Genomic DNA, 22749 nt, shown 5'->3' with positions numbered 1-22749 from the left:
CTCTTAGTGGTTTTTGAGGTCGCATGCGGCCTGTTCGTAATCTATCAGGTGGTCGATGGTCGGGTTGGAACCGCAGATGGCGCACGAGTCACGGTGCTTGACAGGGACGGTGCGGAACTGCATGGTCTTGGCGTCGAAGGTCAGCAGACGGTTGGTGAGCAGCTCACCGATGCCTGTGAAGTACTTCAGTGTCTCCGCAGCCTGGATGGTACCGAGCATGCCTGCGATAGCGCCAAGTACGCCGGCTTGCGAACAGGTGGGTACTGCTCCCACGGGAGGCGGCTCCTTGAACATACAACGATAGCAGGCTGTACCGGGCAGATGCGTGAACGTCTGACCGTTGAAGCGCAGGATGCCACCATGTGAGAAGGGCTTGCCTGCCATGACGCAGGCGTCGTTGATGAGGAACTTCACAGGGAAGTTGTCGGTGCCGTCGACGATGAAGTCGTACTCCTTGATGATGTCGAGCGCGTTCGACGAGTCCAGGAACTTGTAATGGGTCTCTACCTTTACGTCGGGGTTGATGGCCAGGATCTTCTCTTTGGCACTTTCAACTTTCGGTACGCCCACATCCTTGGTGAAGTGAATCACCTGGCGCTGAAGGTTGCTCAGGTCTACCACGTCGGCATCCACGATGCCGATGGTGCCGATACCTGCCGCTGCCAGATAGAGTGAGACAGGAGCACCTAGTCCGCCGGCGCCCACTACGAGCACACGTGCGTTCATAATCTTCTCTTGTCCCTCTACTCCCACATCCTGCAATAGGATATGTCGTGAGTAGCGCTGTATCTGTTCTTCTGTGAAGTCAATCATCGTGCGCCTCCTCCCATGAAGTACAGGAAATCGACCTTGTCGCCTTCCTTCAGTTGAATACTTTCCCAATCCTCACGCTCGGCAAACTCCTCGTTCACCTGCACGCTGACCATATCGGGTTGCTGTACATCGCTCTGTTTAATGAGTTCACTCACGTTGAGCGGCAGGCCCACTTCCTGCGCGTCTCCATTAACATAAATCTTTGCCATAATTGTTTGAGTTTGATTCTGGGTGCAACGTCAGTGCGGACCTGGTGCAGAGAACTTGCTCTTTGCCAAAGTGCGACCTGACTTCGCAATATAAATATCCGACTGCAAAGGTACGGTGTTTTGTCTGATGCCACAATCCCGCAGGGATGGTAATTCGCATACCATATCAAGGGTATATGAAATGCCATGAAAAGGCGATTGTAAGGCGTCTGATTTCGCCGTACCTTTGCACCCAGACTCAAACGTATAAAACGATGGCAGAAAACAAGAAACTAAGCATTATCGCCTTCAGTGGCGATTTCGACAAACTGACAGCAGTATTTACATTAGGTACAGGCGCGGCAGCCGTGGGCTATGAGGTGAACATCTTCTTCACCTTCTGGGGGCTCGACGCGATCAAGCAGAAACAGGGACGGAGCTTTACCGGCGGCAACTGGCTCACGAAGCTATTCGGCTTTATGATGGGAGGCCTCCGCGTTACCCCCACGAGCCGTTTCAACTTCCTTGGTGCAGGCCCGAGGATCTTCCGTTACCTGATGCGTAAGAACAATGTGGCAACCCTTGAGGAACTCGTCGAGGCTGCCAAGGCTCTTGGCATCAACCTCTATGCCTGCGAGATGGCGATGCATGTGCTTGGCTTGAAGAAAGAGGATTTCATCCCTGAGGTGAAGGACGTTCTCGGCGTGGCCTCGTTCCTGAATCTCTCCGAGGGCGGACAGACATTATTTATATAATAGATAAAAGGTAAGATATGGCTACAAAGGTATTAGACATCACGAAGGAACATTGTCCGATGACCTTCGTCAAGACCAAGATTGAACTCTCGAAGCTACAACCGGGCGACATCCTGGAAGTGCTGCTCGCAGAAGGCGAACCTCTCGATAACGTGCCTCGCAATGCCAAGGATCAGGGCTACAACGTTCTCTCTGTAGAACACGTGGAAGGCACGACGTATAAGGTCACTATTAAGAAATAAATCACAATTCAAACGTATTAAACTAGAAAACAATTATGGCAGAATCAAATCTTCAGCGCAGTGTGACCACTGCTACCGCCAGAAGACTGGCGACGACAACTAAGACGGCCCCGCAGATGGGCAGTATCACCCCGAGACTATTATTGAAGCTCTTGCCGTGGGTGCAGGTTAGTGGCGGCACGTTCCGTGTAAACAGGACTAAGGTCGAATTAAGGAAGAACGACCGTCTGCCCATCCAGTACGTGAACGGTGTGCCGTCGTTTACGGCGAAGAATTTAAAGGCAATCCCCCTCTTCTCTGAGTTCGACGACGAGATACTGAACCGTCTGGTAAGTGCTTTCGAGACACAAGAGGTGGATGTTGACAAACTGTTCGTGGAGGAGGGCAAGGACAAACAGCGCTTCTTCATCGTAGCCAGTGGACAGGCTGAGGTCATCAGCAAGGGCTCTCATGGCGAGGACCTGCGGATCGCTCTGCTAGGCGATGGTGAGTATTTCGGCGAGGCCGACTTGTTGGACGAGCAGGAGTCGACGGTCTCGGTGCGTGCCATCACGCCGACGGTGTTCCTTGGTCTGAAGCTAAAGGAACTGATCAAGTTCATCAAAGAGGTGCCCGACTTCCGCGAGACGTTCAATAAGGCTGTCGATAAGCAGTTGCGCCTGAAAGCGTCGGTGAACGACAACGGTGAGAAACACATCGACCTGGTGAGCGGTCATGAGGAGGATAATATCATCCCCGAGACCTACATCGACTACGAAGAGAACCCGACGGAGTACTCGTTGAACACTCTGCAGACCGTCGTTCGTGTGCATACCCGTGTCAGCGACCTCTATAATAACCCTTATAACCAGTTGGAAGAGCAGTTGCGCTTGTCGATAGAGAGCATTAAGGAACGACAGGAGTGGGAGCTCATCAACAACAAACAGTTTGGTCTGCTGGCAGCTGCAAACCCTGCCTACCGCATTACCACACGCTACGGCTCGCCAACACCCGACGACCTTGATGAGTTGCTCTCGTTGGTGTGGAAGGAACCGGCATTCTTTATTGCCCATCCGCGAGCAATCGCTGCCTTCGAACGAGAGTGTACGTGGCGTGGTGTGCCGCCTGTGACAACTGATCTCTTCGGTACTCGGGTTATCTTGTGGCGTGGTGTACCTCTGATTCCCTCTGATAAGGTGGAGGTGGAAGGCCAGTATCTGACTGGTAGAGGCGTAGGTACGACGAAGATTATCCTCGTGCGTGTCGGCGAGAAGAACCAGGGTGTCATCGGCTTGCATCAGAGTGGTATCCCCGGTGAGATAGCACCGTCGCTGAGTGCCCGCCTGATGGGACTCGATAAGTTTGGCGTGGCCTCATACCTGCTCACGAAGTACTTCTCGTTGGCCGCCCTTACCGACGATGCCATCGCTGTGCTCGAGAATGTAGAGGTGGGCTATTATCATGACTATCAGCATCGAAATAAAGTTGAAAAGTAAATGATCAATATATCAGAACTAAATAGTTTTCCGACACAGGACGGTGGCTCGCTGGCTCTGCTGAAGGAACTCGCACAGAAATACTGCCCAGAGGAATTGCAGGCAGAAAGGCGACGGGTAGTCGGGGATGACCTGGGAATACGGCAGGTGGTACTACCTGACGAAGGCCTGGACCTCTCGGAGCTGGAGGCTGGTTTCAAACAGCTTCTGGCGGGGGGCAGTGGCTATAGCGGGTTGCCTTACATCGGGGATACGGATGCCCGGACGTCAGCTCTCCCCAAGGACGATGGCTTCGGTATCGGCATCCCTGAGACGCAGAAGTTGAGGGATCTGCACTATGAGGAAGCTGACACGTTGAACTCGGAGCAGATCAAGCACGACTTTCCCGTACTGCAGCAGAAGGTAAACGGTCACGACCTCGTGTGGCTTGACAATGGGGCAACGACGCAGAAGCCCAATCAGGTGATTGATAAGATCGCGGACTACTACCGCAACTACAACTCGAACATCCACCGTGGAGCTCATACGCTGGCAGCCCGGGCGACGGATGCCTATGAAGAGGCGCGGGAGAAGGTACAGCGGTTCATCAACGCTGCCACAAGCGAGGAGATCATCTTCGTACGTGGTACCACGGAGGGTATCAACCTTGTGGCACAGACCTATGGGCGTCAGTTCCTGTCACCCGGCGATGAAGTCATCGTCTCGGAACTGGATCACCATGCTAATATCGTGCCTTGGCAACGTGTCTGTCAGGAGCGTGGGGCAACACTCAGGGCCATTCCAACCGATCAGAACGGAGACTTGATCCTGTCGGAGTTCGAACGACTCATCACACCACATACCCGCTTTGTTTCTGTGGGGCATGTCAACAACACTTTTGGTACTATCAACGACGTGCAGCGTATCATCGAGATCGCTCATGCACACCAGATCCCGGTGCTGATAGACGGAGCTCAGTCGATAGCTCATACGCCTGTGGACGTACAACAATTGGGCGCCGACTTCTTCGTGTTCAGTGGTCATAAGATCTACGGTCCAAACGGCATAGGCGTAGTATATGGACGCAAGGATCTTTTGGACAAGATGCAGCCCTGGCAGGGTGGTGGTAATATGATTAAGGACGTGACCATCGAGCGTACAGAGTACAACGTGCCGCCTGCACGCTTCGAGGCTGGCACCCCTAACGTGGCCGATGCCATCGGACTGGGGGCGGCGCTCGACTACGTGAGTCATCTTGGTATCCGTAATATCGAACACCACGAACATCAGTTGACGGAGTACGCTCGTGAACAGCTCGGGCAGATTCCAGGTCTGACGCTCATAGGTAATCCGAAGAATCGCGTGTCGGTCGTGAGCTTTGTACTTGACGGCATTCCCGTACCCGAGGTCGGTACGCTACTCGATAAGGAGGGCATTGCCGTGCGTGCAGGTCATCATTGTGCCCAGCCCGCCTTGCGCGCTCTCGGCTATGAGATGAGCGTGCGTCCCACCTTCGCACTCTACAATACCCGTGAAGATGTAGACAAGCTCGTGATAGCGGTGAAGAAGATAATTGGTAGATAAATGAAGTACGAAACGAAAATACTGACGACGAAGTATCAGAAACCTGATGCATACGGGGCATTGTCGATGCCCGTCTATTATACGGCGGCGTTTGAGTTTGAATCTGCCAAGGCCATGGGCGACGCGTTTTGTGGTCGCTCCATGGCCCCGTCGTATGCTCGTATCGCCAATCCCACGACGACTTATCTGGAAGAGCGTGTACGGCAACTGACGGGAGCGGCAAGTGTCACGGCACTCAACACGGGTATGGCTGCCATCCACTACGCACTGACAGCTGTCAGTGCGGCTGGTCTTAATATCGTGGCCTCGAAACATCTGTTTGGTAATAGTGTGTCGCTGCTTCGAGATACATTGGGCAGCTTCGGCGTTGAGCCGCGCTTCGTCGATTTTACGAAACCCGAGGAGGTGGAGGCTCAGATTGACGACAATACTTGTGCGTTGTTTTTCGAGATTATCACTAATCCGCAGTTGTTCGTGGCAGACATCCGCAAATTGGCTGATATCGCCCATAAGGCTGGTGTCCCACTGATTGCTGATACCACCATTGTCCCGTTCTCCACCTTCCATGCAGTTGATTTCGGTGTGGATATTGAGGTGGTGTCAAGTACGAAATATATCTCTGGTGGTGGCACGGGTCTCGGCGGCCTGCTTATCGACTATGGACGTTTTGACTGGAGTCAGGCGCCTTCGTCATCGATACAGGCGCGTGTCAAACGTGTCGGTAAGAAGATGGCCTTTACGGCTCGTGTGAAGACGGAACTGGTAACGAACCTTGGCGCGCTCATGACACCGCAGGTGGCTTATATGGAAACCCTCGGTCTTGACACACTTGATATCCGTTTCCGTCGTCAGGCCGAGACCACGTTGTGGCTTGCCAGACAGTGTCAGGCATTGCCAGAGATTAAGCGCGTGAACTATACCGGCTTGGAGGATAATCCGTTCTATGCCCTTTCGAAGGCACAGTTCGGCCCGTTGCCAGGCGCTGTTTTCACCATCGACCTTGCCGATAAGGATTCTGCTTTCGCTTTCATCGACAGATTGCAGATCATCCGTCGTGCCACAAACCTCTTCGACCGTAAGTCGCTGGCTATCCATCCCGCCTCAACGATCTTTGGCTTGTTCTCTGCTGAACAATGCGCAGAGATGTCTGTGCCTGACACTACCGTTCGTCTGAGTATCGGTCTTGAAGATGGCGAAGATCTTTTGGAGGATATCAGACATAGTTTGAGATAAGAGTGAAGGAACTTCACTCTTATCTGTTCCCATGACAGGAACAGGTCGTTCCCTTTATGGTTACAGTTATAGAACTGGGTGATCGTTAGCTGTTAATAGGATTCGGTGTAACCCCTTCTCAGATATAGAACTCCGACGAGTCTACCAATCCTGCCCTTAATGCATACTTGATAACCTCGTGAGCTGTGTTGATACCCAACTTGCGGAAAATGTTCTTGCGATGGGTCGTGATGGTGTGGATACTCGAGATTCGCTCTGCAGCAATCTCTTTCGTCGACTTACCTTGGGCGATGGAACGCACGATTTCTATCTCGGTTTCTGTCAGGAAACTGGGACGGCTCTCCTCTACCTGTTGCTGGTTGATAATGACTTCCAGTGCTCGCTGACTGATGTATCGTTGGTGTCGGTCGACAGTCTGAAGAGCTTCTCGAACTTCATTCAATGGCCCGTCTTTAAACACGATGCTGAACTGATGTGAAGAATAGACAATGCGGCGCATGAAGGCTGGCGTTAACTCGTCGCTGATCAGTATCCACTGTGACAACGCAAAACGCTCACCAACGATAAGCAACTGGTCTGCATCTGTGAAGTCGAACAAGGTGAAGTCGAGTAGTACAATGGCGTCCTCGTGTTCTTTCAGTAGCTCTACAAGTCCCGCTTTGTCGGTGGCCACGTAGAGCTTGTTCTCTTCATCCTGCTTGATAAGGCTTATCAATGCCAATCGTGTCAGTTCTTGATTATCTGCCAATATGTAATTTCCCATCATCAAATAGTTTTGCAACGTATCTTATTCACGCTGCAAAGGTACGAAGATTAGAATTATCATCCAAAATACTTGCGTAATTCGGGAAATATATCTAAATTTGTATCCGAATTAGAGAAATCCTCTAAGTTCGTTGTTTGAAACTCGTTATGATAGAATAATATTCTAAGAGAGATATGGAAACATTAGATGAGACCGACTTGCAGATATTGCGCATCCTGCAGAAGAATGCGAAATTGACAACAAAGGAGCTGGCAGATGCTGTTCATCTGACGCCCACGCCTGTCTTCGAGCGCCAGAAGCGACTCGAGCGCCAAGGCTATATCAAGCGTTATGTGGCTGTTCTTGATCCGGAGAAATTGAATCAGGGATTACTTGTCTTCTGTAAGGTGAAGCTGAAGCAGATAAACCATGAGATCGCCGATGCCTTCACTCGTCGTATCATGCGTATTCCGGAGGTGACGGAGTGTTATAATACCTCAGGTGCTTATGACTATCTCTTGAAAGTGCGTGCTTCCGATATGAAGCAGTATCAGGAATTCGTATTGAACAAACTGGGTGATATCGAATCGCTGGGGTCTATCGAGAGCACCTTTGTGATGAGTGAGGTAAAGCAGAACCACGGCATTAATCTGTAGACTTGTAAATAACGAGAATGGGGCATGCGCCCCATTCTCGTTATTCCTTTGTCAGTTCTTCTATCTGGTCAACAATCTCCTGATAGTTGTCTTGGTTGCGATAATGGATCTTCAGACCAATGACTGCACCGAGGATACAGGCAATCGTCATCGAGGCGGCAAAGATCCATAACGAGTCGTCGGAGATCTGCTGGTATTTGTCGTAGATGAAGTAAATGATCCAGAGCAGTCCAGCAGGGATACCGAACTTCAGCCAGTCGCTATCAAGTTTCTTGGCTTTAGCCACTTTCTGGCGTGCATCGATCAGATTATTATTATAGAGGTCGTTGTTGCGTAGGTAGCGTCCTGTATATAGAGTGTAGCCAAAGACGATAAGCATCAGTATGCTCATGGTGATCCAGACCCCGATCGACGAGCCGTTGAGTTTCACGAAGGCCCAGTAGCCGTAGGGAATCATTAACAGACTGATAATATATACAAACGTGTAGCGACGGTTGATGTTGGATGCGGCATGACGGATCGATTTACGGATGATGCGGTCGTTAATGATCTCCTGCTGTTCCAGTTTCTTCTTCAGCGTGTTCATCTGTTCACGCATCTCTTCTAATTGTGTATCCATAATGGGTAAGTTTTTAATCGTTAGACATGTTCTTTAGTTGTTCTCTAATCCTGAACAATCGGATGCTGACGTTCTTAGTCGTGATGCCGACAATCTGTCCGATTTCCTCGTAAGAGAGGTTCTCGAGCCAGAGCAGGACAATCGCACGGTCGAAAGGCTGTAGCTTGGAGATGCGCTTATGAAGCATGTCCACCTGGCGCGTGTCCTTGTCGCGGTCTTCAAAGAGGTTGATGTCCATGGTCAACTGGACGGTGGCACTGCGCCGCTTCTTCCTGTCGAGAGAGATACAGGTGTTGAGGGCGACGCGGTAGATCCACGTCCTGATGTCACTGCGATGCTCGAAGCTCTCGAATCCTTTCCAGAGATTGACTAGTACTTCCTGGAACAGATCGTTCACTTCGTCGGCATCCTGCGAGAACATATAGCACACGGTGTAGATGGTGCTCTTGTGTTCCGCTACGGTTTGCGCAAACTGTCTTTCTAATGTCGTCATTGTCGTCTTGTTCTTTAGAGTTTTCACCCATTAGACGCAACAAAAATACGAAAAACTACACGAACTTTGGAAAAAAATAAAAAAAATCGTAACTTTGCAGTCTCTAAACGTTTAGTATATGGAATCAAGACTGGTTATTTATAATACGCTGACACGACAGAAGGAGCGTTTTGAGCCTTTGCATGCACCGAATGTGGGTATGTATGTGTGTGGTCCGACGGTCTATGGTGATCCGCATCTGGGACATGCCCGTCCTGCCATCACCTTCGATCTCGTGTTCCGCTATCTGAAACATCTGGGGTATAAAGTAAGGTATGTACGTAATATCACTGACGTAGGTCATTTGGAACACGATGCCGACGAAGGTGAGGACAAGATTGCCAAGAAAGCCCGACTGGAGCAGTTGGAACCAATGGAGATCGCGCAATACTATACCAACCGCTACCATCAGGCGATGGATGCCCTGAACGTGTTGCGCCCGAGTATCGAACCTCACGCCACGGGCCATATCATCGAGCAGCAACAACTGGTACAGCAGATTCTTGATAATGGCTTTGCCTATGAGTCGAACGGCTCTGTTTATTTCGACATCGAGGCTTATAACAAGAAATTCAAGTATGGAATCCTCTCTGGTCGCTCGCTGGAGAACATTAAGGATGCCAGTCGTGAGAATCTTGACGGTGTTGGAGAAAAGCACAATCAGGCCGACTTCGCCCTGTGGAAGAAGGCACAGCCTGAGCATATCATGCGTTGGCCTTCACCTTGGAGCGATGGTTTCCCTGGTTGGCACTGTGAATGTACGGCTATGGGTCGCAAGTATCTTGGCGAAGAGTTCGATATCCATGGTGGTGGTATGGACCTTGTGTTCCCACATCATGAGTGTGAGATCGCTCAAGCGCAGGCATCGATGGGACATCCGGCTGTGAAGTACTGGATGCATAACAATATGCTGACCATTAATGGTCAGAAGATGGGTAAGTCGTATAACAACTTCATCACGCTGGAGCAGTTCTTCACGGGCAATCATCCGCTCTTGGAGAAAGCTTACTCACCGATGACCATCCGTTTCTTTGTTCTTTCCGCTCATTACCGTGGTACGGTAGACTTCTCGAACGAGGCTCTTGTGGCTGCGGAGAAGGGATTGGAGAAACTCATGAATGCCATCAGTGACCTTGACCGTATTCAGGTATCGGATAAGTGTGATGCAGAAACGGAGAAGGTTGTCAAGAGCCTTCGTCAGAAGTGTTATGATGCCATGAATGACGATCTCGCCACACCGCAGGTTATCAGTAATCTCTTCGAGGCTTGTACGGTGGTGAACAAACTCACCGACCACAAGGCTACGATCTGTGCCGACTGTCTGAAAGAGCTTTCCGAGACGATGCACCTCTTTGCCGAGGATATCCTTGGACTGCAGAATAGAAGTCAGGAGTCGGGAGCCAAGAGTCAGGAGAGAGAAGAGGCTTTTGGAAAGGTGGTTGACATGGTGCTTGAGTTGCGTGCGAAGGCCAAGGCCGACAAGGACTGGGCCACATCGGATAAGATTCGTGACGAACTCGCCGCCGCCGGCTTTGAAGTGAAAGACACCAAGGACGGTGTTACTTGGAAACTGAATAAATAAAAGGAGGGCGGTACCGCCCTCCTTTTATCTTACCATTGCTGTTTGAAAAAAGGCTAAAGGCATTTCTATGGCCAGGGTCTGATCGCGGAAATCCTCGAACGATAAGTATGTGAGTCCTTTGTATGGATCTTCCGTTCCCCATGAGTTCTTCATGATAAAGAACGGCTCGCCACTGTCGTCATGGGCGATTCCGACGATGGCCATGGCGTGTTCCTTACTCTCCCAACAAACACCATGGTGCTCACGCACAGCCTGCTCGGTCTTTGTCAGTAGCGTGTCCATGGGAATATTGTAGAAACGGTCGTGCAGCCAGTTGGCTGGTTGATCGATGTCCACCTTTTTATAATATGGCTCGCGATCAGTGCTGGTCAAGGCGATGTATTCATTTGGCGCACAGATGCTGCGCGCAAACTCCTGGGGCGTGTAGGCGGCGCCAAGCATGAATACCCACTGAGGAGCGGGCGTCTCGACGGTGCGCATGGCATCATAGCCTACGATGCCGTACTTCTGGATCAGACGGATGAGTGTGACGCCCATGCCGTGTTTGTTCTTCGGAGCGGCAGATTCCTTCTCCATCATCTTCTCTATATAATAAGGTGAGAGGTTTACCGAGTCGCCCCAGCTCAGATGCTCCGTCTCGATAGCCGCCAGCATGGCATATGCCCAACATATCTCACTCTCGCCTTGATCTTTGATGGGCGTCATCCTGTTGAGCACCTCATGTGTGAAATGCTTTGGCTCTTGCCAACCACATCCGACCGTCAGAACAAGACATAACAGGGGCATGACAACCCTTATAGGTCTCTTGCCAAATAACAGTATGCTCCTTTGGAGGTCTCCTGTATCTGCGTGATTAGTCTGTTCCATCTCATCAACTTGTTGTTACAAGACGCAAAATTACATAAAAAAGAGGGAAAAAGCAAATAAACATTGCTTTTCACTCTTCTTTTCGTGTCTTTACGTTCTTTGAGTGCGAAGCTGCATGCTCTTTGCAAAAAAAAGAAATGAATTTCTTTTGTTCTGCGCTCGTTTTTATGTACCTTTGCACCCAGATGAGAGAAACGATCAAGGATTTTGAGATCATGGCGCCAGTGGGCTCTCGGGAGTCGTTGGCTGCTGCCATACAGGCCGGTGCCGATAGTATCTACTTTGGCATCGAGAAGTTGAATATGCGTGCTCATTCCGCTTCAACCTTCACCATTGACGATCTGAAGGAGATGGCGCAGACCTGTTGTGAGCATGGAATCAAGAGCTACCTGACCGTCAACACGATTATCTACGGTGAGGATATCCCTTTGATGCACGAGATTGTCGACGCGGCGAAGGCGGCCGGCATCTCAGCTGTCATTGCTAGTGATGTGGCTGTGATGACCTACTGTAATAAGGTAGGCCAGGAGGTGCATCTGTCTACCCAACTGAATATCTCGAACATTGAGGCGTTGCGTTTCTATGCTCGGTTCGCTGACGTCGTCGTACTGGCACGTGAGTTGAATATGGATCAGGTGGCAGAGATCTACCGTCAGGTGGAAGAGGAGCATATCTGCGGTCCTTCGGGCGAGCAGATCCGTATCGAGATGTTCTGTCATGGCGCCCTCTGCATGGCCATCAGCGGCAAGTGCTATATGAGCCTCGATGCGGCCAACCGCTCGGCCAACCGCGGCGAGTGCATCCAGATATGTCGTCGTTCGTATACTGTGACAGACAATGAAACGGGTCACCAACTGGAGATTGATAATAAGTATGTCATGAGTCCGAAAGACCTGAAGACCGTACGTTTCATTGACCGTATGATGACATCCGGCGTGCGCGTGTTCAAGATAGAAGGTCGAGCACGAGGACCTGAATATGTGTATACCGTCGTGAAGTGTTATAAAGAGGCCATTCAGGCTGTCCTCGACGGTACGTTCACAGAGGCACGGAAGGATGAGTGGGACGAGCGTCTGGCTACGGTCTTCAACCGTGGCTTCTGGGATGGCTACTATCAGGGACAGACGATGGGCGAGTGGAACAAGAACTATGGTTCGAATGCCACGGAGCGTAAGGTCTATATCGGCAAGGGCGTGAAATATTTCTCGAAGCTCGGCGTAGCAGAGTTCACCGTCGAGGCGAATACCTTCAAAGTAGGAGATAAGATGCTTATCACGGGTCCGACCACAGGAGTGATGTACGTCACGGCCGACGAGATCCACGATGATCACGGTCCTGTAGAGGTGGCACAGCAAGGCACGAAGGTCAGCATCGCCGTTACAGGTAAGGTGCGTCCCAGTGATAAGTTGTTTAAACTAGAAAAGTCAAAAGGCAATGGCAATTAATGATATTCAGGACGAGATTATAGAGGAGTTCTCTGCTTTCGATGATTGGATGGACAAGTACCAGTTGTTGATTGATCTGGGGAATGAGCAGCCTCCTCTTGATGAGAAATATAAGACGGAGAGCAACCTGATAGATGGTTGCCAGAGTAGGGTATGGCTCCAGGCCGACTATGAGGATGGAGTTCTCCGATTCACGGCTGAGAGTGATGCGCTGATCGTGAAAGGTATCGTGGCTTTGTTGATACGTGTGCTCAGCGGACATACACCTCAGGAGATTCTGGATGCCGATCTCTATTTCATCGAGGAGATCGGTCTGAAGGAACACCTGTCGCCGACGCGTTCGAACGGACTTGTAGCAATGGTGAAACAAATCCGTATGTACGCCCTGGCATTCAGTACGAAACAGTAATTTAGACGCTTTTTTATAGTCCGTTTTGGAAAACAGATGTGTGTAACAAGTTTTCCAAAACGGACAACTGTGTATTGCCCTTTTTCTGCAAAGTTGTCCGTATTGGTTTTCTAAGTGCTTTTTAATCAGCTGATTAATATTTATTAACGCAAGAAAAGTTTTCCAAAATGGGCAACTTACGGATAAATGTCGTATCTTTGCAAACGGAATTTTTTGACTAAAAACTCGATAAGCATATGATTCAGACAGTAGTAAAGCGTGACGGACGCATTGTGGGCTTTAATGAGCAGAAGATTATGGCAGCCATCCGTAAGGCAATGCTTCATACCGATAAGGGTGAGGATGAGCGCCTGTTGTATCAGATCACCGATCATATCGCCCAATGTGGCGACAGTCAGATGACCGTGGAGCAGATCCAGGACTCAGTAGAACTTGAACTGATGAAGTCGAGCCGTAAGGATGTGGCACAGAAGTATATCGCCTATCGCAATCAGCGTTCTATTGCCCGTAAGGCAAAGACACGTGAGGTGTTCCTTGATATCGTGAACATCAAGAACAACGATGTGACGCGCGAGAATGCCAACATGAACGCCGACACGCCTGCCGGCATGATGATGAAGTTCGCTTCTGAGTCGACGAAACCGTTTGTCGACGACTATCTGCTGTCCGAGGAAGCCCGTGATGCCGTGGAGCACAACTATCTGCATATCCACGACAAGGACTATTATCCCACCAAATCGCTTACCTGCTGTCAGCATCCCCTCGATAATATCCTCAACCGCGGTTTCGTGGCCGGTCATGGTGCTTCGCGTCCGGCCAAGCGTATCGAGACGGCCTCGGTACTGGCTTGCATCTCCATGGAGTGTGCTCAGAACGAGATGCATGGCGGTCAGGCCATCCCGGCCTTTGACTTCTATCTGGCACCCTATGTTCGTATGAGTTATGTGGAAGAACTGAAGGCGCTGGAGGAGTTGAACGGCGAGAGCTATAAGGATCTCTACGACGAGCCGCTGATCGACTATCTCAAGAAGCCGCTTGACGGTCTGACGGGTAAGGAGCGTGCACGTCAGCATGCGGTCAACAAGACCGTTGGCCGTGTACATCAGGCCATGGAGGCGTTCATTCATAATATGAATACGATCCACTCCCGTGGTGGTAACCAGGTGGTATTCTCTTCAATCAACTACGGAACGGATACCTCTGCCGAGGGTCGCTGCATTATGCGTGAGATCCTGCTTTCGACTTATGAGGGTGTCGGTAACGGCGAGACAGCCATCTTCCCCATCCAGATATGGAAGAAGAAGCGTGGCGTGAACTATCTGCCCGAGGATCGCAACTTCGATCTTTACCAGCTGGCCTGTAAGGTGACGGCGCGTCGTTTCTTCCCGAACTTCCTGAACCTCGATGCATCATATAACCAGACTGACGAGTGGCGTGCCGACGATCCTAAGCGTTACATCCATGAGGTAGCCACGATGGGTTGTCGTACCCGTGTCTTTGAGAACCGTTTCGGTCCGAAGACCAGTGTGGGACGCGGAAACCTTTCCTTCTCTACCATCAATATCGTGAAGCTCGCCATCGAGTGTATGGAGGAGCCCGACCAGCAGAAGCGTGTCGATATGTTCATGGCGAAGCTCGACAACATGCTGGAGATCACGGCTAAGCAACTTGACGACCGTTTCCAGTTCCAGAAGACAGCCTTCACTAAGCAGTTCCCCTTGCTGATGAGGAGCCTTTGGATTGGAGCCGACAAGCTCGGTCCCAACGACACGATCGAGAGCGTTATCAACCAAGGCACCCTTGGTATCGGCTTCATCGGACTGGCAGAATGTCTGGTGGCCCTGACGGGCAAGCACCACGGAGAGAGCGCCGAGTCTCAAGCGCTTGGTCTGAAGATCGTGGGATATATGCGTCAGCGTGTCAACGACTTCTGCGAGCGTTATCATCATAACTATTCTGTACTCGCCACACCAGCCGAGGGCCTGAGTGGTAAGTTCACGAAGAAAGACCGTAAGCAGTTCGGTAGCATCCCCGGTGTTACTGATCGTGACTACTATACCAACTCCAACCACGTGCCTGTGTACTACAAGTGCTCTGCCCGTCACAAGGCAGAGGTGGAGGCGCCCTACCATGAGATGACCCGTGGCGGTCATATCTTCTACGTGGAGATCGACGGCGACGCCACCCACAACCCCCAGGTCATCATGAGCGTGGTCGATATGATGGACCAGTTGGATATGGGTTACGGTTCCGTGAACCACAACCGTAACCGTTGTATGGACTGTGGCTATGAGAATGCCGACGACAAACTGGAGAAGTGTCCGAAGTGCGGATCTACGAATATCGACAAGCTGCAGCGTATCACAGGCTATCTCGTCGGAACGACCGACCGTTGGAATAGTGGTAAGTTGGCCGAGTTGAACGACCGTGTGACACATATCGATCACGGTGCACAAGACCTGTTCAATAGCTAAAGGCTGACAGTCCGACATGATACGAGTGCTCGATATCATAGAAGATACGATGGTGGATGGTCCGGGATTCCGGACCTCCATCTATTGTGCGGGGTGCAGTCATCGTTGCCCGGGCTGCCATAACCCCCAGTCATGGGCTTTCGACCAGGGCCATGAGATGACGACAGACGAGCTGATGAAGATCATCATGTCCGACCCTTTCGCCAATGTCACCTTCTCTGGTGGCGACCCGATGTATCAGGCGGCAGGCTTCGCAGAACTGGCACAAGCCATCCGTCAGCAGTCGAACAAGGATATCTGGTGCTTTACCGGCTTCGTCTATGAGAGTCTGATCCATGAGGACCAGCGTGCGTTGCTGGAACAGATCGACGTCCTCGTCGACGGTCCTTTCATTCAGGAGCTCCATGACCCCGACCTGCTCTTCCGTGGTTCGTCGAATCAACGCCTGATCGACGTGCAGGCCTCGCTCTATGCCGGTAAGACCGTCTTGTGGAAACCCGATGTCACAGTGAACGTATGAAACAGCGTCTTCTCTTTATCTGCCTGGGCAATATCTGCCGCTCTCCGGCTGCCGATGGCATCATGCATCATCTCGTCGAGGGGCGTGGTCTCGTCGACGATTTCTATATTGACTCCGCCGGTATCGGCTCCTGGCATGTCGGACAGTTGCCCGACTACCGTATGCGTCGCTGTGGCGAGCGGCATGGTTATGTCTTCGACCATCGTGCCCGTCAGTTCTCTGCTGCCGATTTCGACCGCTTCGACTTGATTGCCGTGATGGACCATGAGAACTATCACGACGTGGCGCGTCAGGCCCGTTCGGCTGCCGACCGCCAAAAGATTATCCGGATGAGCGATTACCTCCGTCACCACCCTGGTCAGCAGACCGTCCCCGATCCCTATTATGGCGACGATCGCGATTTCGAGTTTGCTGTCGAGCTGCTCGAAGACGCTTGCGAAGGCCTGTTGGATGAACTGACCGCTCGGTAATGCCTTCGCATCATTAAACCGGGGGGTGCCCTATAAGGGCAGGGACGAAAAAATTCTGATAAGTTTTTGACCTTTTCGATGCTATTATACGAAAAAAGCAGTATTTTTGCAGAAAAATACTCGGCATTATGGCAAGAAACACGAAATGGCAGGATGATTACTGGCTGCTGTTGATGCAGATATACCTGCAGAAGCCAGTCGGCATGAAACCGATGTACAGTCGGAAGATGGTCGATCTGAGTATGGAACTGCATATCCCTCCTACGGTGCTTTTCAATAAGATGTGTCAGATCGCTAATCTGGAGACACCCCGTATTGAGCATATCTGGGAGACCTACGGTAATAATCCCCGTAAACTGGCACGTGCTGCCCGTCTGTTGCGTGAGATGACAGGCTTCAACCATGCCGACGAGTTCTACGACGGTGTGGAGATGAACGAGAGCTTCGAGAAGGATTTCAGGCCGGCGACAGAAGAGACGCCGATGACGCCCGTGATGCTGACACTGATCCTCGACCTTTATTTCCGTCTGACCCCCATCACGATGGTGGCAGAGACCCCCGAGGTACAGGAACTGGCCCGACTGCTGAAGGTGAGACCGCAGGAGGTTGCCGAGGTGCTGGATGTGTTCCAGCACTGTGACCCGTATCTGAACAAGAAGAACGTGATGATCAGGCCGCTGCTTCTGCCATGTCAGCAGATATGGCGGCGCTTCGGCAATGCCAACCCCGAGGATCTGGCCTCATATGCCGATCAGTTGAAAGAGTATTATAAGAGTGATAAGTGATGAGCGATAAGTTGGGACAGATACAGGAGCAGTCGCAACAGCTGAAGCAGGCACAGAGTTTCTCGCATCAGCAGTTGCTGCAGGCCTCGTTAGTGGAACTGCCCGTCACCCAGCTGTTGGATCGCATCAATACAGAGATGAACGACAACCCGGCCTTGGAGTCAGAGTCGGGTGGTGACTATACGGAGAGCACGGACACTCAGGAGAGCCTGGATAATCCGGAGCCTTCCGACGACTTCTATGAGCAGAACGAGCGCGAGGAGCGACAGTCGGCCCTCGACGATGCCTTGAGCAATATCGGGCGCGACGACGAGGAGCTGCCCGTCTATCATGGCGGCAGTGCCATCGCGGAAGAGCACGAGGATATGGTCTACGGAGAGACCAGGTCTTTCTATGACCAGTTGAAGGAGCAGATGGGCGAGACAGATATGACCGCACGTCAGTATGACGTCATGGAGTATCTGATCGGTTCGCTCGACGATGACGGCCTCCTGCGGAAGAGTCTGGTGGCCATCAGTGACGAGTTGGCGGTCTATCATAATCTGGATGTGTCGGTCTCGGAGATCGAGCAGGTGCTCCTGCTCCTGCAGACCTTCGATCCGGCCGGTATCGGTGCCCGTTCACTTCAGGAGTGCCTGCTGCTGCAGATCGGTCGTCGGGAACCGTCACGACTGAAGGACCTGATGATGCGTGTGGTCAACGACTATTTCGAGGCGTTCACCAAGAAGCACTGGGACAAGATACAGACAGAGCTGTCGCTGAACGAGCTGCAGGCCGCGACGTTGCTTCAGGAACTGCGGAAGCTGAATCCCCGTCCGGGCGCCTCGTTGGGCGAGACGGTCGGCAGGAGTCTCCAGCAGATCACGCCCGACTTCATCGTCGATACCCAGGACGACGGTACCGTCACCTTCACGCTCAACAACGGTGAGGTGCCTGAGTTAAGAGTATCGCAGTCGTTTGTCGACTCCATGAAGGAATACCAGCAGAACAAGGAGCATCTCAGTCGGCAGACCAAGGAGGCTCTGCTCTATATCAAGAAGAAGGTCGACGCAGCACAGGGCTTCATCGAGGCCATCAAGATGCGCCGTCACACGTTGTCTGTCACCATGCGTGCCATCATCCAGTTACAGCACCAGTTCTTCGTCGATGGCGATGAGGCTTCCTTGCGCCCGATGATCCTGAAGGATGTGGCAGAGAAGACAGGCCTCGACGTGTCGACCGTCTCCCGTGTGAGCAACTCGAAGTATGCACAGACCCGTTGGGGCACGTTCCCCCTGCGCCATTTCTTCAGTGACAGTTATGTGACGGAGAGTGGCGAGGAATTGTCGACACGGCAGATCAAGGCGGCTTTGCGCGACATCGTCGACGGAGAGGATAAGAAACACCCCCTGAGCGATGATGCCATCAGAGACCAACTGGCCGCCAAGGGCTTCCCGATAGCACGCCGTACCGTGGCGAAATACCGTGAGCAGTTAGCGATTCCCATCGCCCGACTGAGGAAGATGGCGATTAAGTGAAAAGAAGAGACAACGAGATGGTGATAACAAGAGAGAAGAATATTATTCTGGCAGCGCGCATCGTGAGCATGCTGTTCACCCCCTTCTACCTGCCACTGGTGGGACTGATGGCACTGTTCGTGTTCAGTTACCTCAGTCAGATGCCGTGGGCCTATAAGCTTCAGGTGCTGACGCTCGTCTATGTGTTCACCATCCTGTTGCCCACAGTGCTCATCCATCTCTACCGTCGCTATCAGGGGTGGAACCTGATAGAGCTCGGCATCAAGGAGCGCCGTGTCGTTCCATATGTGATCTCCATCCTCTGTTATTTCTTCTGCGTCTATCTGATGGACCTGCTGCATATCCCCCATTTCATGGGAACGATGGTCTCTGCGGCCCTGTTTATTCAGATTATCTGTGCGCTGATCAATGTATGGTGGAAGATCTCCACCCATATGGCTGCTATCGGCGGTGTGGCCGGTGCCCTCTTCGTGTTCGGCGAGTTCTTCGGCTTCAATCCCGTGTGGTGGCTCTGTCTGGTGCTGATCCTTGCCGGGGTTCTCGGCTCCAGTCGGATGATCCTCCGGCAGCACACGTTATCTCAGGTGGTGACGGGCTTCTTCGTCGGAGTCGTCTGTTCCATCCTGGGACTGATCTATCTGTAGTGATAACATATGATGCAATCAAATAAATAAAGATATGAAACCATTAGTCAGTATTATCATGGGCAGCACCAGTGACCTGCCTGTTATGGAGAAAGCCTGCAAGCTCTTGGATGAGATGCAGGTGCCGTTCGAAGTGAATGCCCTCTCAGCCCACCGCACGCCTGATGCGGTGGAGGAGTTCGCCCGTACCGCCAAGGACAGGGGCATCAAGGTGATTATCGCAGGCGCCGGCATGGCTGCCGCCCTGCCGGGTGTCATCGCAGCCTCGACCACCCTGCCCGTCATCGGTGTACCCATCAAGGGCATGCTCGACGGTCTCGACGCCATGCTCTCCATCATCCAGATGCCACCGGGCATTCCCGTGGCCACCGTCGGTGTCAACGGTGCGCAGAACGCAGCCATCCTCGCCGTGGAGATGATGGCCCTGGGTGATGCCGCTCTGGCACAGCGTCTGGAGGTGTATAAGGGTAACCTGAAGATCAAGATCGAGAAGGCCAACGAGGAACTGGCTGAGGTCAAATATCAGTATAAGACCAACTGATAGCTGTTGACTTTCAGGTATTTTGTAATCAAGGTTCGAAGTTCTATGTATAAGAGAAGACAATCATCCGAGACCCGCGTTGGAACGATTGGCATCGGAGGCTCAAACCCCATCCGTATCCAGTCGATGGCTACGGTCGATACCAACGACACCGAGGGTGGCGTGGCACAGGCCAAGCGCATCATCGATGCCGGTGGCGAGCTGGTACGCTTTACCACACAAGGCACACGAGAGGCGGAGAATATGAAGAATATCTCGGCCCGACTGAAGGCCGACGGTTATATGACCCCTTTGGTGGCCGATGTCCATTTCACAGCACATACGGCCGATATCGCAGCCCTTTACTGCGAGAAGGTCCGCATCAACCCGGGTAATTACGTCGATCCCGGGCGTACGTTCAAGCATCTGGAATATACCGACGAGGAATATGCGGCAGAGCTGCAGAAGATCGAGCGTAAGCTCGTGCCGTTCCTGAATATCTGTAAGGAGCACCATACGGCCGTGCGTATCGGTGTGAACCATGGCTCGCTCTCCGACCGTATCATGTCGCGCTATGGCGACACCCCCGAGGGTATCGTGGAGAGCTGCATGGAGTTCCTGCGTATCTTCAAGCGCGAGCAGTTCCATGATGTGGTCATTAGTATCAAGGCGTCGAACACGGTCGTGATGGTGAATACCGTGCGCCTGCTCGTAGCCACGATGGACAAAGAGGATATGCATTACCCCTTGCATCTTGGTGTCACCGAGGCTGGCGAAGGCGAGGACGGTCGTATCAAGAGTGCCTTGGGCATCGGTGCTCTCCTGACGGAGGGCATCGGCGACACCATCCGTGTGTCGCTCTCTGAGGAGCCGGAGTGCGAGATCCCCGTGGCCCGTAAGTTGGTCGATATGATCGAGGCGTGTGCCGCCCTGCGTGAGCAGGCAGAGGCCTCCATCAACGATAACACCATCGTCCTTGATGTCGATGCGCCCGACTGGGAGACCCTGCAGCTGAAGGCCGCCATGGCGGTGGGTGCCCTGCTCATCGACCGTAAGGCTACGAAGATCGTGATCCGTTCGCCTCGCTATTCTTCTTCCCAGTTGGAAGCCTTGGGCGATGCGTTATTGCAGGCCGCCCGTATCAAGTTCACGAAGACGGAATATATCTCCTGTCCTGGCTGTGGACGTACGCTCTACAACCTGCAGGAGACGATTGCCAAGATCAAGGCAGCCACAAAGGACTGTGTGGGACTGAAGATCGGTATCATGGGCTGTATCGTCAATGGGCCTGGTGAGATGGCCGATGCCGACTATGGTTATGTCGGTGCCGGACGCGGTAAGATCTCCCTCTACCGTGCCAAGGAGTGTGTCGAGAAGAATATCCCCGAGGAGGAGGCCGTCGAGAAACTCCTCGAACTTATCCGTAACGATCGGAAATAGATGCCCTAGCGCCTGCCACTGCGGTGGGCGTCGCCGGCCTTCCTACTGGTACCCTGTGGCTGGGTCGGCACGCTGATGGTCTGTTGACGGGCACCCCTGATGGCCTGACTCTTCTTCTTGTCGGGCTGTGGCCATCTGGAGCCGGCCTGCGGCAGTTGGCGTGCGTTGCGGTTGGGGTCGTTCGAGTAGGTGCGCCCTTGATAGGGACTGTAATGGTACTGACGGTTGCCGCCCTTGTAGGTGTCGTAGACACGTGGCGCGTTCCTGTAGAACCTGTTTTTCGGGTAATGACTATAGATCACGAAGGTGAACGACTTTGACTGCCAGCCGATGGGCCGGTAGAAGTATTCCGTGATGAGGAACCGCTGGTATTGGTAGCTCGAGAGCACGAACTTCAGTTCGTTGTTACGACGCGTCCAGTAGAATCCGTACAGATCGCTCTCGAAGTTGAGGCTGATCATGTAGTCGAGGTTAATCTCATAAACCGCATTGTACTGGTCGTCGGTCAGATCGAGCTCATAGCCCATCTTGTCGGTCAGGTACAGCGCATGGCTGCGTGCCTTGGAGAAACTCATCGCTTGGGCGGAGACGGCTATCGCCATCATCGCCACCAAAGTAATCATCAGTCTTTTCATGATCATCGTTTTTTAGTCGCTTTTTCATCGGCAAATATACGATTTAGTCGATAAAAAAGAAAAAATAATCGACGAACAGGCCGATTATGCGTTTTTTCTCGTATGAAGCCAATACGGTCTTTGTCGGTGATCGGGGAGTTGGTCGTGGACGGTCATGCCGTCAGGCATGCTTGTTCTTATAGACAATCAGCAGCGTGACACCGATGAAGGTCAGCAGGAATTCTATAGCGACGATAATAACATAACCCATAGTGCGAAGTTTTTTTGGTTTCTTATTCTACTGCAAAGATAGATGATTATCCGACGTGGGAGACGCTTCGGTTATTAGTTGTTCCGAACGAGACTATCGGAAAAAGCAATAACCGCCTTTTTTCTGTGGGGATATTTTTGTTTGTTTGTTGAAAATGTGTATCTTTGCACCTGTGATACAGAGATGTGTCGCCCGTGAAGGTGCACTTAGCTGTGCTTAATTGGGAATGTGAGTGAGAATCTCCGACTGTCCCGCAGCAGTGAACTCCATTATGGCTCTCAGGCAGAAAAGCCATTGCCCGTTTGGGCGAGAAGGCGCTTGGGAGTGGAGGAAAGTCTGAAGACCAGCCTTTGTACGGAATGATGCCTGA

General features: G+C 52.0%; 24 protein-coding genes and 1 riboswitch. Of the genes, 17 read left to right on the top strand and 7 right to left on the bottom strand.

Annotated elements, in window-relative coordinates:
- Positions 1–3: 3 nt before the first annotated feature.
- Both BMY63_RS11075 and thiS read right to left on the bottom strand, forming a co-directional pair.
- Positions 4–813: a HesA/MoeB/ThiF family protein gene (locus BMY63_RS11075; RefSeq protein ID WP_218128536.1), complete on the bottom strand. Its 810-nt coding sequence runs from the start codon at positions 811–813 to the stop codon at positions 4–6.
- Positions 810–1022: a sulfur carrier protein ThiS gene (gene thiS, locus BMY63_RS11070; RefSeq protein WP_091900014.1), complete on the bottom strand. Its 213-nt coding sequence runs from the start codon at positions 1020–1022 to the stop codon at positions 810–812. Before thiS ends, BMY63_RS11075 begins: the two co-directional genes overlap by 4 nt.
- A gap of 254 nt (positions 1023–1276) precedes the next feature.
- Between thiS and BMY63_RS11065 the strand changes: the two genes are divergently transcribed.
- From BMY63_RS11065 to BMY63_RS11045, 5 genes are read left to right on the top strand one after another with little or no spacing between them, the layout of a single operon-like run.
- Entirely contained in the window at positions 1277–1756 is a 480-nt protein-coding gene (locus BMY63_RS11065; protein ID WP_091916822.1) for a DsrE/DsrF/DrsH-like family protein, read from the top strand.
- A gap of 17 nt (positions 1757–1773) precedes the next feature.
- Entirely contained in the window at positions 1774–1998 is a 225-nt protein-coding gene (locus tag BMY63_RS11060) for a sulfurtransferase TusA family protein (protein ID WP_091900012.1), read from the top strand.
- Between the two features lie 35 nt (positions 1999–2033).
- Entirely contained in the window at positions 2034–3473 is a 1440-nt protein-coding gene (locus tag BMY63_RS11055) for a family 2B encapsulin nanocompartment shell protein (protein WP_091900011.1), read from the top strand.
- Positions 3474–5036 carry a cysteine desulfurase gene (locus BMY63_RS11050; RefSeq protein ID WP_091916820.1) on the top strand — a complete coding sequence of 521 codons (1563 nt, stop codon included), beginning with the start codon at positions 3474–3476 and terminating at the stop codon, positions 5034–5036.
- Positions 5037–6269: a PLP-dependent transferase gene (locus tag BMY63_RS11045; protein WP_091916818.1), complete on the top strand. Its 1233-nt coding sequence runs from the start codon at positions 5037–5039 to the stop codon at positions 6267–6269. It begins immediately after the preceding gene.
- 118 nt (positions 6270–6387) lie between these two features.
- Here BMY63_RS11045 and BMY63_RS11040 read toward each other — a convergent pair whose 3' ends face one another.
- Complete coding sequence (locus BMY63_RS11040; RefSeq protein ID WP_091916984.1) at positions 6388–7032, bottom strand: helix-turn-helix transcriptional regulator; 645 nt, start codon at positions 7030–7032, stop codon at positions 6388–6390.
- A 176-nt stretch (positions 7033–7208) separates the two neighbouring features.
- Between BMY63_RS11040 and BMY63_RS11035 the strand changes: the two genes are divergently transcribed.
- Positions 7209–7670: an Lrp/AsnC family transcriptional regulator gene (locus tag BMY63_RS11035; protein WP_091900008.1), complete on the top strand. Its 462-nt coding sequence runs from the start codon at positions 7209–7211 to the stop codon at positions 7668–7670.
- A 40-nt stretch (positions 7671–7710) separates the two neighbouring features.
- Here BMY63_RS11035 and BMY63_RS11030 read toward each other — a convergent pair whose 3' ends face one another.
- Positions 7711–8289: a hypothetical protein gene (locus BMY63_RS11030; RefSeq protein WP_143065783.1), complete on the bottom strand. Its 579-nt coding sequence runs from the start codon at positions 8287–8289 to the stop codon at positions 7711–7713.
- Between the two features lie 13 nt (positions 8290–8302).
- Positions 8303–8782: an RNA polymerase sigma factor gene (locus BMY63_RS11025; protein ID WP_091916982.1), complete on the bottom strand. Its 480-nt coding sequence runs from the start codon at positions 8780–8782 to the stop codon at positions 8303–8305.
- Between the two features lie 118 nt (positions 8783–8900).
- Between BMY63_RS11025 and cysS the strand changes: the two genes are divergently transcribed.
- A complete protein-coding gene (cysS, locus tag BMY63_RS11020; RefSeq protein ID WP_091916814.1) occupies positions 8901–10403 on the top strand; it encodes a cysteine--tRNA ligase in 1503 nt (500 codons plus the stop codon).
- Positions 10404–10427: 24 nt separating this feature from the next.
- Here cysS and BMY63_RS11015 read toward each other — a convergent pair whose 3' ends face one another.
- Entirely contained in the window at positions 10428–11189 is a 762-nt protein-coding gene (locus BMY63_RS11015; protein ID WP_256219007.1) for a C1 family peptidase, read from the bottom strand.
- A 266-nt stretch (positions 11190–11455) separates the two neighbouring features.
- On the opposite strand from BMY63_RS11015, the gene BMY63_RS11010 reads away from it, so the two are divergent.
- The 10 genes from BMY63_RS11010 to ispG all read left to right on the top strand — a co-directional run bounded on the left by BMY63_RS11010 (position 11456) and on the right by ispG (position 21494).
- The gene (locus BMY63_RS11010) at positions 11456–12715 is read left to right on the top strand and encodes a U32 family peptidase (protein ID WP_091916810.1); all 1260 of its coding nucleotides are present in this window, start codon (positions 11456–11458) and stop codon (positions 12713–12715) included.
- Positions 12705–13124 carry a SufE family protein gene (locus tag BMY63_RS11005; protein WP_091900003.1) on the top strand — a complete coding sequence of 140 codons (420 nt, stop codon included), beginning with the start codon at positions 12705–12707 and terminating at the stop codon, positions 13122–13124. Before BMY63_RS11010 ends, BMY63_RS11005 begins: the two co-directional genes overlap by 11 nt.
- Positions 13125–13360: 236 nt before the next feature.
- Entirely contained in the window at positions 13361–15598 is a 2238-nt protein-coding gene (locus BMY63_RS11000; RefSeq protein ID WP_091916808.1) for an anaerobic ribonucleoside triphosphate reductase, read from the top strand.
- A 16-nt stretch (positions 15599–15614) separates the two neighbouring features.
- Positions 15615–16118 (top strand): anaerobic ribonucleoside-triphosphate reductase activating protein, encoded by a 504-nt coding sequence (gene nrdG, locus BMY63_RS10995; RefSeq protein WP_091916807.1) that lies wholly within the window; start codon positions 15615–15617, stop codon positions 16116–16118.
- Positions 16115–16588 carry a low molecular weight protein-tyrosine-phosphatase gene (locus tag BMY63_RS10990; protein WP_091916805.1) on the top strand — a complete coding sequence of 158 codons (474 nt, stop codon included), beginning with the start codon at positions 16115–16117 and terminating at the stop codon, positions 16586–16588. The genes nrdG and BMY63_RS10990 overlap by 4 nt, the downstream gene beginning before the upstream one ends.
- A gap of 128 nt (positions 16589–16716) precedes the next feature.
- Positions 16717–17373 carry a hypothetical protein gene (locus BMY63_RS10985; RefSeq protein ID WP_091916803.1) on the top strand — a complete coding sequence of 219 codons (657 nt, stop codon included), beginning with the start codon at positions 16717–16719 and terminating at the stop codon, positions 17371–17373.
- Positions 17373–18890: an RNA polymerase factor sigma-54 gene (gene rpoN, locus BMY63_RS10980; protein ID WP_091916802.1), complete on the top strand. Its 1518-nt coding sequence runs from the start codon at positions 17373–17375 to the stop codon at positions 18888–18890. The genes BMY63_RS10985 and rpoN overlap by 1 nt, the downstream gene beginning before the upstream one ends.
- A gap of 17 nt (positions 18891–18907) precedes the next feature.
- Positions 18908–19534, top strand: a complete 627-nt coding sequence (locus BMY63_RS10975) for a phosphatase PAP2 family protein (RefSeq protein ID WP_091916980.1) — start codon at positions 18908–18910, stop codon at positions 19532–19534.
- A gap of 34 nt (positions 19535–19568) precedes the next feature.
- Positions 19569–20075, top strand: a complete 507-nt coding sequence (gene purE / locus BMY63_RS10970; protein ID WP_091916800.1) for a 5-(carboxyamino)imidazole ribonucleotide mutase — start codon at positions 19569–19571, stop codon at positions 20073–20075.
- A gap of 45 nt (positions 20076–20120) precedes the next feature.
- Complete coding sequence (ispG, locus tag BMY63_RS10965) at positions 20121–21494, top strand: (E)-4-hydroxy-3-methylbut-2-enyl-diphosphate synthase (protein WP_091916798.1); 1374 nt, start codon at positions 20121–20123, stop codon at positions 21492–21494.
- A 5-nt stretch (positions 21495–21499) separates the two neighbouring features.
- On the opposite strand, the gene BMY63_RS10960 is transcribed toward ispG, so the two are convergent.
- On the bottom strand, positions 21500–22135 hold the full coding sequence (locus tag BMY63_RS10960; protein ID WP_091916776.1) for a hypothetical protein: 636 nt from the start codon (positions 22133–22135) through the stop codon (positions 21500–21502).
- Positions 22136–22560: 425 nt separating this feature from the next.
- Positions 22561–22745, top strand: a riboswitch (cobalamin riboswitch).
- Positions 22746–22749 lie beyond the last annotated feature (4 nt).

The sequence above is a fragment of the Prevotella aff. ruminicola Tc2-24 genome (assembly GCF_900110895.1).
Taxonomy (GTDB): Bacteria; Bacteroidota; Bacteroidia; order Bacteroidales; family Bacteroidaceae; genus Prevotella.
The sequence above is the reverse complement of the archived record's forward strand: the minus strand, read 5'-3'. Positions and strand labels throughout refer to the sequence as shown.

What these genes read in the sequence shown, in the direction of transcription:
- BMY63_RS11075 (WP_218128536.1), bottom strand. Translation starts at nt 813, where the DNA reads ATGATTGACTTCACAGAAGAACAGATACAGCGCTACTCACGACATATC.
- thiS (WP_091900014.1), bottom strand. Translation starts at nt 1,022, where the DNA reads ATGGCAAAGATTTATGTTAATGGAGACGCGCAGGAAGTGGGCCTGCCG.
- BMY63_RS11065 (WP_091916822.1), top strand. Translation starts at nt 1,277, where the DNA reads ATGGCAGAAAACAAGAAACTAAGCATTATCGCCTTCAGTGGCGATTTC.
- BMY63_RS11060 (WP_091900012.1), top strand. Translation starts at nt 1,774, where the DNA reads ATGGCTACAAAGGTATTAGACATCACGAAGGAACATTGTCCGATGACC.
- BMY63_RS11055 (WP_091900011.1), top strand. Translation starts at nt 2,034, where the DNA reads ATGGCAGAATCAAATCTTCAGCGCAGTGTGACCACTGCTACCGCCAGA.
- BMY63_RS11050 (WP_091916820.1), top strand. Translation starts at nt 3,474, where the DNA reads ATGATCAATATATCAGAACTAAATAGTTTTCCGACACAGGACGGTGGC.
- BMY63_RS11045 (WP_091916818.1), top strand. Translation starts at nt 5,037, where the DNA reads ATGAAGTACGAAACGAAAATACTGACGACGAAGTATCAGAAACCTGAT.
- BMY63_RS11040 (WP_091916984.1), bottom strand. Translation starts at nt 7,032, where the DNA reads ATGGGAAATTACATATTGGCAGATAATCAAGAACTGACACGATTGGCA.
- BMY63_RS11035 (WP_091900008.1), top strand. Translation starts at nt 7,209, where the DNA reads ATGGAAACATTAGATGAGACCGACTTGCAGATATTGCGCATCCTGCAG.
- BMY63_RS11030 (WP_143065783.1), bottom strand. Translation starts at nt 8,289, where the DNA reads ATGGATACACAATTAGAAGAGATGCGTGAACAGATGAACACGCTGAAG.
- BMY63_RS11025 (WP_091916982.1), bottom strand. Translation starts at nt 8,782, where the DNA reads ATGACGACATTAGAAAGACAGTTTGCGCAAACCGTAGCGGAACACAAG.
- cysS (WP_091916814.1), top strand. Translation starts at nt 8,901, where the DNA reads ATGGAATCAAGACTGGTTATTTATAATACGCTGACACGACAGAAGGAG.
- BMY63_RS11015 (WP_256219007.1), bottom strand. Translation starts at nt 11,189, where the DNA reads ATGCCCCTGTTATGTCTTGTTCTGACGGTCGGATGTGGTTGGCAAGAG.
- BMY63_RS11010 (WP_091916810.1), top strand. Translation starts at nt 11,456, where the DNA reads ATGAGAGAAACGATCAAGGATTTTGAGATCATGGCGCCAGTGGGCTCT.
- BMY63_RS11005 (WP_091900003.1), top strand. Translation starts at nt 12,705, where the DNA reads ATGGCAATTAATGATATTCAGGACGAGATTATAGAGGAGTTCTCTGCT.
- BMY63_RS11000 (WP_091916808.1), top strand. Translation starts at nt 13,361, where the DNA reads ATGATTCAGACAGTAGTAAAGCGTGACGGACGCATTGTGGGCTTTAAT.
- nrdG (WP_091916807.1), top strand. Translation starts at nt 15,615, where the DNA reads ATGATACGAGTGCTCGATATCATAGAAGATACGATGGTGGATGGTCCG.
- BMY63_RS10990 (WP_091916805.1), top strand. Translation starts at nt 16,115, where the DNA reads ATGAAACAGCGTCTTCTCTTTATCTGCCTGGGCAATATCTGCCGCTCT.
- BMY63_RS10985 (WP_091916803.1), top strand. Translation starts at nt 16,717, where the DNA reads ATGGCAAGAAACACGAAATGGCAGGATGATTACTGGCTGCTGTTGATG.
- rpoN (WP_091916802.1), top strand. Translation starts at nt 17,373, where the DNA reads ATGAGCGATAAGTTGGGACAGATACAGGAGCAGTCGCAACAGCTGAAG.
- BMY63_RS10975 (WP_091916980.1), top strand. Translation starts at nt 18,908, where the DNA reads ATGGTGATAACAAGAGAGAAGAATATTATTCTGGCAGCGCGCATCGTG.
- purE (WP_091916800.1), top strand. Translation starts at nt 19,569, where the DNA reads ATGAAACCATTAGTCAGTATTATCATGGGCAGCACCAGTGACCTGCCT.
- ispG (WP_091916798.1), top strand. Translation starts at nt 20,121, where the DNA reads ATGTATAAGAGAAGACAATCATCCGAGACCCGCGTTGGAACGATTGGC.
- BMY63_RS10960 (WP_091916776.1), bottom strand. Translation starts at nt 22,135, where the DNA reads ATGATCATGAAAAGACTGATGATTACTTTGGTGGCGATGATGGCGATA.